Annotated in this window: 13 protein-coding genes; 7 read left to right on the top strand and 6 right to left on the bottom strand. The window is 43.9% G+C overall.

Going from position 1 to position 8,142, the window contains the following annotated elements:
• Positions 1 to 347, bottom strand: a 347-nt coding sequence (locus BM030_RS18235) for a DoxX family protein (protein ID WP_090975042.1), incomplete at its 3' end; no start/stop codon positions are given.
• 96 nt (positions 348 to 443) lie between these two features.
• Here BM030_RS18235 and BM030_RS18230 point away from each other — a divergent pair.
• The gene (locus tag BM030_RS18230) at positions 444 to 791 is read left to right on the top strand and encodes a winged helix-turn-helix transcriptional regulator (protein ID WP_090975041.1); all 348 of its coding nucleotides are present in this window, start codon (positions 444 to 446) and stop codon (positions 789 to 791) included.
• 305 nt (positions 792 to 1,096) lie between these two features.
• Here BM030_RS18230 and BM030_RS18225 read toward each other — a convergent pair whose 3' ends face one another.
• The 4 genes from BM030_RS18225 to BM030_RS18210 all read right to left on the bottom strand — a co-directional run bounded on the left by BM030_RS18225 (position 1,097) and on the right by BM030_RS18210 (position 3,168).
• Complete coding sequence (locus BM030_RS18225) at positions 1,097 to 1,528, bottom strand: nuclear transport factor 2-like protein (protein WP_066209160.1); 432 nt, start codon at positions 1,526 to 1,528, stop codon at positions 1,097 to 1,099.
• Positions 1,525 to 1,881 carry a DoxX family protein gene (locus BM030_RS18220; protein WP_090975040.1) on the bottom strand — a complete coding sequence of 119 codons (357 nt, stop codon included), beginning with the start codon at positions 1,879 to 1,881 and terminating at the stop codon, positions 1,525 to 1,527. The genes BM030_RS18225 and BM030_RS18220 overlap by 4 nt, the downstream gene beginning before the upstream one ends.
• A 67-nt stretch (positions 1,882 to 1,948) precedes the next feature.
• On the bottom strand, positions 1,949 to 2,704 hold the full coding sequence (locus BM030_RS18215) for an SDR family oxidoreductase (protein ID WP_066209166.1): 756 nt from the start codon (positions 2,702 to 2,704) through the stop codon (positions 1,949 to 1,951).
• A gap of 86 nt (positions 2,705 to 2,790) precedes the next feature.
• On the bottom strand, positions 2,791 to 3,168 hold the full coding sequence (locus BM030_RS18210; protein WP_066209168.1) for a helix-turn-helix domain-containing protein: 378 nt from the start codon (positions 3,166 to 3,168) through the stop codon (positions 2,791 to 2,793).
• Between the two features lie 117 nt (positions 3,169 to 3,285).
• On the opposite strand from BM030_RS18210, the gene BM030_RS18205 reads away from it, so the two are divergent.
• The 4 genes from BM030_RS18205 (at position 3,286) to BM030_RS18190 (ending at position 5,734) form a co-directional block, all read left to right on the top strand.
• Entirely contained in the window at positions 3,286 to 3,540 is a 255-nt protein-coding gene (locus BM030_RS18205; RefSeq protein WP_090975039.1) for an ATP-binding protein, read from the top strand.
• 146 nt (positions 3,541 to 3,686) lie between these two features.
• Positions 3,687 to 3,926, top strand: coding sequence for a helix-turn-helix domain-containing protein (locus tag BM030_RS20505; RefSeq protein WP_170845820.1), 240 nt, complete (start codon positions 3,687 to 3,689; stop codon positions 3,924 to 3,926).
• A gap of 1 nt (position 3,927) precedes the next feature.
• The gene (locus tag BM030_RS18195; protein ID WP_079718780.1) at positions 3,928 to 4,806 is read left to right on the top strand and encodes an SDR family oxidoreductase; all 879 of its coding nucleotides are present in this window, start codon (positions 3,928 to 3,930) and stop codon (positions 4,804 to 4,806) included.
• A 7-nt stretch (positions 4,807 to 4,813) separates the two neighbouring features.
• Positions 4,814 to 5,734, top strand: coding sequence for a helix-turn-helix domain-containing protein (locus BM030_RS18190; protein ID WP_079718779.1), 921 nt, complete (start codon positions 4,814 to 4,816; stop codon positions 5,732 to 5,734).
• Positions 5,735 to 5,803: 69 nt separating this feature from the next.
• Here the strand turns inward: BM030_RS18190 and BM030_RS18185 are convergent, their stop codons facing one another.
• Complete coding sequence (locus BM030_RS18185) at positions 5,804 to 6,967, bottom strand: hypothetical protein (protein ID WP_079718778.1); 1,164 nt, start codon at positions 6,965 to 6,967, stop codon at positions 5,804 to 5,806.
• Between the two features lie 302 nt (positions 6,968 to 7,269).
• Here BM030_RS18185 and BM030_RS20075 point away from each other — a divergent pair, with 302 nt between their 5' ends.
• Both BM030_RS20075 and rhuM read left to right on the top strand, forming a co-directional pair.
• Positions 7,270 to 7,620, top strand: coding sequence for a virulence RhuM family protein (locus tag BM030_RS20075; RefSeq protein ID WP_211657659.1), 351 nt, complete (start codon positions 7,270 to 7,272; stop codon positions 7,618 to 7,620).
• A complete protein-coding gene (gene rhuM / locus BM030_RS20070) occupies positions 7,581 to 8,036 on the top strand; it encodes a RhuM family protein (RefSeq protein WP_211657658.1) in 456 nt (151 codons plus the stop codon). The genes BM030_RS20075 and rhuM overlap by 40 nt, the downstream gene beginning before the upstream one ends.
• Positions 8,037 to 8,142: the final 106 nt, after the last annotated feature.

Here is an 8,142-nt window from a genome sequence, read left to right as displayed (position 1 = left end):
TTCAGTTCGGGGAAACGAATAAACGCCGTAATCCAAAGCAGCATTTGAAAAATAACCGCCATTGCTATCGGTTGTTGATGTTGCAAATGTGTGACAATAGCTCCACCCAAATAGGCTACTAACAACAATGTCCCTAAAATTCCTGTTCTCGGAACAATGAAGAGTATCAGCGAGATGATTTCAATAATCCCGATGAACTGATAAGTGGTGGTATCAATCCCGAACGAAGAAGCCTGAGCCAAAGCTGTTTCGTTTTGCGTAAGTTTCATAAAGGCACTCATTGTAAACACAAGTCCTAAAATGATGGTCAATGTCCATCCTGTGATTTTGATTGTTTTTTGTGACATAATTTTAATTTTTAAATTCTGATGCAAAATTCAGAATAAATACTATACCTTTGTTATCTGTTACAAAAAGGATAGTACTTACAAAAAGAATAGTATATGGCAAAACACACGGTAGAAAGTTGCTCAAAAGCCAAAATGGCTATCAGAGATACGTTAGATATAGTAGGCGGTAAATGGAAGTTAATCCTGATTTCGGTGCTACGAAGCGGTAAAAAAGGGTTTAATGAATTGTCGAGAGAAGCGGGAATTTCCCCTCGTATTTTGTCGAAAGAATTGCAAGAATTGGAAATGAACGGATTGGTTAGTCGTGAAGTTTGTAATACAAAACCTGTTACGGTTCAGTATGAATTAACTGATTACAGCCAAACGCTGAACGAGGTTTTATTGGCAATGGAAAAATGGGGTTATCTGCACAGGAAAAAAATTGTTCAAGGGGTTGAGTAATTGTCAAATCGTTCTGTGGTCGCTTGTCTGCGGTGGTTTGGTAGCATTGCACATAACGGGAAACGCATTGGCGAAGTGGCGGATAAATTGGACGAAAAGTTCAATTTAGCAGTAACGTAGCCGATGTGTTTGACTTCGTCGATCCACTTCGTTAGGATTCCACAGAAGCTAAATTATTAAAAAAAGCTGAATGTGGAACACATTCGGCTGATAAAAAAGCACAAAAATTGAAGATTGCACTTACCCCGCCATTTTGCCAATGCGATGTTATCAGCAGTCCTTTTATAGGTAATAAACTATCGTACTTAATATCTCATTCTCCAACTTGTTATCAATCCGTTCTCAACGGTAAATAAAAAGTTAGCCTTATTTGTATAACCTACACTCGAATACTGCCCTTTGACAACAACCTCATTTTCACTTATCACAGAATATTCAGGGTTGGCAACCTTGCCCTGGCGATCCACGATATCACTTTCAATCCATTTTTTGGTTTCTTCGGCTGTTTTCATCACTCCATCCGAACCATAGGCTTGAGTGGCTGTTTCCGAAAATTGAGCTCTGATCAATTCGGCATTTTCTGTTTGCATCGCTTCCATCAAAGTTTTTACTGGTTTTAATAGGGTTTCGTCTTGCATTTTTTCTGATTTTTTATTTGTTGTTTGATTGGTGTTTTGTGTTTGTCCACACGCCGTAAGTGAAAAAGAGGAAAACAAAATGATTAGAAATTTTCTCATAACACATTCGATTTTAATGGGTGTTGTAAATAAATGATGATTAAATTGAGTAACAGAAATGGGATTTCTATCGCCACGCCTTTCAAGTCTTTGTTGAGCAACCGCAAACAGATAATCATCAGTATTCCCGCTGCCATTAGAAAGTTTCCCCACACGAATGTTTTCGGAAAAAGGATTAATATAGATGCCAATAAGGTAACTGCACCATTAATCATTACAGCATTTTTGCTAAAATTCCATTTACCAAACATTTCGAGCATTTCTGGTTTTGCAGTGAGCATATTCCATCCGTGCTTGGCACCCATAAACACCGCAAATAAAATCAATGCTGAATTGAGAATTTTTAAAATCATAATCTTTAAATTTAAAAAAAGGCAAAAAACTAAGTCATTTGCCTTTTTAAAAATAGTAAAATTTATTTTATCTTGTTGTGTAGCCTCCGTTTGCAAAAATGGTTTGCCCTGTAATCCACCAACCATCGGTTACTAAAAATTCCACCAAAGGAGCAATATCTTTGATGTCGGTTAATCCACCTAAATCAGAAGCTTGTTTGTGGTATGCTACCGCATCATCACTTTCCTGTCCGTAGAAGAAAGGTGTATCCATTGGTCCGGGAGCAACCGCAGTTACAGAAATGCCACGTGAACCAAACTCTTTGGAAGCTGCTCTAGTGAAATGCTCCACAGGTGCTTTTGCTCCTGCATAAGTAGAATAATATCCCGTAAACGCAGCTAATAAAGACGTTACAATTGTATTGATTTTCCCATTATCGTTCAGCTTTTTACCCGCTTCCTGAATAAAGAAATATGCCACTTTTGCATTAATGTCACTCATACTGTCGTACTCTTCTTCGGTAGTATCAATAAATGGCTTTTTTAATACTTTTCCAACCGTATTAATAGCAATGTCAATTCCTCCGAATTTTTCGATAGTTGCATCAAAAAACTTTGTAATGTTTTTTACATCTGTCAAATCAGCTTGGAATAAAAATGCTTCTCCACCTGCGTTTATGATATCTGCCAATGTTTTTTCGGCTTCAGCCTTTGTGTTGTCGCTATTGTAGTGGATAGCCACTTTTGCTCCTTTAGCCGCAAAATTACGGCTTAGTAAGCCACCTAAATTTTTTGCACCACCTGCAATTAAAACTACTTTTCCATTTACATCGTTTCTTGCCATTTTGTTTGATTTTAAATGTTATACAATTGATTTAGCAAAGATGGCTAAGCAAAAAATATAAATCGTGGTGAACTTTTCGGTAGTTTTTATTTTTTGTTTTCTTTTCGGAATTGTCCAGGAGTTTGTCCAATAAATTTTTTGAAGAACTTAGAAAAATTCGATGGATCGTATGTCAATATTTTTGCAATTTCAGAAATAGTTTTATCTGTTTCTAAAAGCATTTTTTTGGCTTCATCAAGAATTTTAAGGTCATAAAAATGACAAGGATGACTTCCAGTTTCTTTTTGAACGGTATCTGTTAAATGTTTATGAGAAATAAATAATGCGCTGGCAATTTGATTGATTTCCATAAATTCTTCAGTTTTTCCCAAAACAACATCTTCAATATGGTTGTCTAAAAACTGAAAATAATTTTCGGTAATTTCTTTGCTCCGTTTTAATATATCTCGTTCGCTCTTTTTCATTCGCTTTCATTCAAAAAATATTGTAAATATGCAATATTCATAAAAACTATTTATGGTGACCTTTTCGGTTTTTTTCTTTTAGAGACGGGTTTCAGTAGGATTGCTGATAACTAGTAAATACACAGATTACTTATACTCGATGACTTCGGACTGAAGGCGATCGATGCAGACGCCAGGCTGGCACTATTGGATATACTGGAAGACAGATATGGAAACAGTTCCGTCATTATCACTTCGCAATTACCGGTGGAGGCGTGGTACAACTTTATCGATGAGCCTACACTGGCCGACGCGATAATGGACAGATTGACAGCTTCGGCACATAGGCTGCCCCTTCAGGGCAAGTCTATGAGGAAGAAAAAAAATCTTTAACTTTGAAAACCCAGTGGCGCAGCTGCGCAGATTATTGGCCTCTTCACTGGTGTACTTTCATCCGGAACGGGTGGTGTACTTTCCCCGGAATATTCAGCAGTTATTATTTCAAGCCCAAAGGGGAATCCCTGTACAACCAGCGGGTGATGAAAGCAATTGACCGGAAGTTCCTGGACTGTCCGTTCTATGGGGTGGAGCGGATGACCGCATACCTGAAAATGGACCTGGGTTATTCTGTAGGGGAAAAGCGCATCAGGCGATTGCGATCACATATTGGACCAGCCCTAATGCTGGGTGTCCCTTCCATTTCGACTACAACAACCGTCGTTTTGGTTACACCTGTTTTTTGGTCATTGCAGAATTTTGTATCAACAAAAAACAACTAAAATGAAAGTATTTGTAACAGGAGCTTCGGGTTTTATCGGCTCAGCCGTCGTCAGCGCGCTAACCCGGGCAGGACATCAAGTAGTAGGCTTGGCACGTTCCGAACAATCAGCAAAGAAAATCAGTGAGGCAGGTGCAGCGGTTTTGTTGGGTAGTCTGGAAGATTTGGAAACCCTGAAACAAGGCGCAAATAATGCTGACGGTGTTATTCACGCAGGTTTTTTCCACGACTTTAACCAATTCGCCAAGGCAGCAGCAATAGACAAAGCAGCTATTGAAGCAATGGGCGAAGTGTTGATTGGGACAAGCAAAGCGATGGTCGTCACCGCAGGGATTTTAGGCTTGCCGCTCATTGATGGCGTGATTACCGAAGAAAGCCGTCTCCCCCAGGGTTTTCCGCGTTTTTCCGAAACTGCGGCTTTGGCTTTGGCAGAAAAGGGCGTTCATGCCTCGGTAATTCGTTTGGCACCGTCCGTTCACGACAAAGGCGACAAGGGCTTCGTTCCGTTTATCATTGAGCAAGCGCGCAAAAACGGGGTTTCGGCTTATCCAGCAGCTGGCACCAACCGTTGGACTGCCGTGCATCGATTGGACGCAGCAGAGGCGTTTCGCTTAGCCATCGAGAAGTCGGCAACGGGCGCGGTGTATAACGTTGTTGGAGACACAGGCATTGAAGTAAAAAAAATTGCCGAATTGATTGGCGAAAAATTGGGTTTGCCCCTTGTATCTTTGTCGGAAGAACAAATTGTAAAACATTTTGAATGGATGAGCGGATTTATCGCCTTTGACAGTCCGGCAATCCATTTAAAGACGCAGGAACAATTAGGTTGGAAACCTGAACACCTCGGATTATTGGAGGATATGCGGCAAAACTATTTTTAATTTTGTGATGGAGCAGCGACAGCCAACAAGAGTAAAAACAATCAGCCAATTTCACCAGCTTCGTGGTCTGCCGAAGCCCGAGCATCCGCTGATCAGCATCGTAGACTATTCTTCCGTAAAGCGCCCGACTGGAACCGAAGTGAGCTGGATTTTCGATTTCTATCAAATCGCGATTAAGCGGGGTATCGATGGAAAATTCAGATATGGACAACAGGCGTATGATTTTGACGAGGGTATGATGTTCTTTATCGCGCCCCATCAGGTTTTCAGCGTTCAAGTCGACCAGCATTCTGTCGCAAAAAAACGATCGGGGTGGATGTTGCTCATTCACCCCGATTTCCTGTGGAACACACCGCTTGCACGTGGAATTAAACAATACGGGTTTTTTGATTATTCGGTAAACGAGGCTCTGTTCCTTTCCGAAAAAGAAGAAAAAACACTCGACGGAATTTTAGCAAACATTCGGCAAGAGTATCATTCCAACATCGACAAATTCAGCAAGCAAATCATCATTTCGCATATCGAAGCATTGCTCAACTATGCCGAGCGGTTTTACAACCGCCAGTTCATCACGCGGGAAAAAACGAATCATCAAATTTTGGCCCGTTTGGAAAAATTGCTGTCCGATTATTTCAATAGCGACGATGTGATTTCAAGAGGTCTACCGACGGTTCAATACGTTGCCGAAAAATTAAACGTTTCGGCAGGTTATCTCGGTAGTTTGCTTCGGGTGCTTACCGGACAAAACACGCAGCAACACATTCACGAACGGTTGATTGAAAAGGCTAAAGAAAAATTAGCTACGACAAACCTATCAGTTAGCGAGATCGCTTACGAACTAGGCTTTGAGCATTCGCAGTCGTTCAGCAAACTTTTTAAGGCAAAAACAAAGCTTTCGCCTTTAGCGTTTAGGCAATCGTTTAACTGAAATTAAGCCGGCCATGCAACGGTGGTATGGAAGAAAGGCGTGATCGGCCACTGCAATGAAGCGCAACGGTTAGTCCGGCAACCGCTCACCGGTCTCGCCGTGATAATCGAGCGACGTCTCGCCGCCCTCAAACACGATGTGGATATCAACATAGCGTTCCCGCTGAGCCACCGGCATGCTCCACCGGATGTCCTTGCGAAAACCGATGTACATGATATCCGCGATGTCATGGTCTTTTGCCGCATCATCCAACGCTTTTTTCAAGGCATCGTACCGGACCGACTCCAAGGTGAAGAGGCGATCCTCATCATCCAGCGAGTAATGGATGAAATGGGTGCCGACCGAGTTGCCGCGGATGGTCGCGCCTTGCAAACGGCCCGGTTCATCGGTTGGCTCAACCCGGATGTCGGTAAAGTCCTTGTAAAAAAGCAGCGATTCGATGCGACGGTCGCCGATATAGGCGACTGCCTTGTCATAGGCCTTTTTGAACATTTCCGGATTGAAATTGCCTTTATCCTGAAAAACCAGTTTCTGTGGAAAGTACCTAAGCCGCAGCCGGAGCCAGTCCACATTGCCCGTCGCGGTATATGGTGAAATAAACCCGGCGCCGAACAACGCTAAAATCAAGATGAAACTTACCGATCGTGCCAGCCCGTTCGGATTGCGTCCCACCAGGAGCCACAGACCGGTTTTCCGCCGCTCCGGGTAAACCTTATCCGCCTGAAACGTCCTGATATCCGCCGGGATTTCGCCCGCCGGCAGGATAGTCGACACCATGCCATATCCGGGGTCATGCGGATCTTCAAGAAACGTGACGAGCGACCCCTCCTGGAGTAGGTCCCCCTCTCCGACCGTCATGAATTGGCGTACCGTCGTTTGGTAGGGCGCGCCGGACTGTTGAAACACGGTTACCTGAATGACCATCAGCTCGCGCGTCTCCAACATCCGCACACCGCCGAATCGGATCGCATCGATGCGTGCCGGCGCAGCGAGGCCGCTCGTTTGCGCCAGGGCACGTCGTTTGCGGTCGGTATACCGGAAAAACACGCGGCTAAACAACAAGCCCAGCCCAATCGATCCCACAAGATAAACAACTATCAACAAAATGGGCAGGAAACCCTGCATGGAGGCTACAAAAGCACCGATGACGACGCCCAGAAAAAGCCATACCAGTGCTTTATAGCAAAAGATGCCGAATTGTTCAAGTGTTGGGATTAGCTGCGTTCCATTCATGCGATTAATGCCGTCGTTTCAAAAAAAGCCAACGGGTTTTGCCTATACGTGCTATCTGGTATACCAAGAAAACTTCCCTGTCTTCCCTGATTTCCACGTTTAGGCGGCATTTACCACGTGAAATAAGCGGATAGGAGCCCCGTCAGGTTAGTTGTTGGCTAAAGATAGGGATTTCGTGCTTAGTTTGCAATAAGGAATCTTGCTAACCCCCCTTTGGGGGGTATTGGGGAAGTGAAAGCGGACCTGTTGGCACTGGAGCAACAGGCCGATGGATTGTTGCACGATATTCTGGACTTTTAGCTATGGAACCACAAGGCGAAATCCTCATTTATCAAAGTGATGACGGCGTAACCCGCATTGAGACGCGGCTGGAGAATGAAACGGTGTGGCTCACGCAGGCGCAATTGTGTGAGCTGTTTCAGAAATCCAAGGCGACGGTTAGTGAACACATCAAGAATATATTTGAGGAGGGGGAACTGGATGAAAAAGTGGTTGTTCGGAAATTCCGAATAACCACTCAGCACGGTGCTATCGAGGGTAAGACACAGGCACGGGATGTAAACTACTACAACCTAGACTATCGCAGACCTTTTTCAAAACCGTACAGAACAAAATGCATTGGGCGGCTCATGGGAATACCGCCGCGGAAGTGATTTACAAGCGCATCAGTGCCGACCTCCCCCACCTGGGATTGACGTATTTCAAAGGCGAAACCCCCACCCTACAGGAGACGCAGGTTGCCAAAAACTACCTGAACGAAGAGGAACTCAATGTACTGAACCGCATGGTAACGGCTTACCTGGAGTTGGCTGAACTGCAAGCGCTCAACCGCAAGCCCATGTATATGAAAGACTGGATAGCCCGGCTGGATGATTTCCTGCGGATGACCGGTAACGATGTGCTGGGCCACGCCGGCACCATCAGCCATGAGCAGGCGGTGAAAAAAGCCGAAGCTGAGTATGCCAAATATAAAGCGAAAACCGCGAATGAACTTTCCAAAGCGGAAAAGGATTTCGTGGAATTCATTGACCAAACAGCCAAAACGCTTGAAAACCAGAAGAAGAAATAGGCATGAAAGAATTACAAAAATTATCCCCGTCTTTGGGTTGCCTTTCCCTGCCCTTGCGGAATAATTGCGCTCCACAATGCCGGCATAGCATTTAAAGCACAGAAGA

Origin of the sequence: Parapedobacter composti (assembly GCF_900112315.1) — a bacterium.
Taxonomy (GTDB): domain Bacteria; phylum Bacteroidota; class Bacteroidia; order Sphingobacteriales; family Sphingobacteriaceae; genus Parapedobacter; species Parapedobacter composti.
This window is presented reverse-complemented; position numbering and strand designations above follow the sequence as displayed.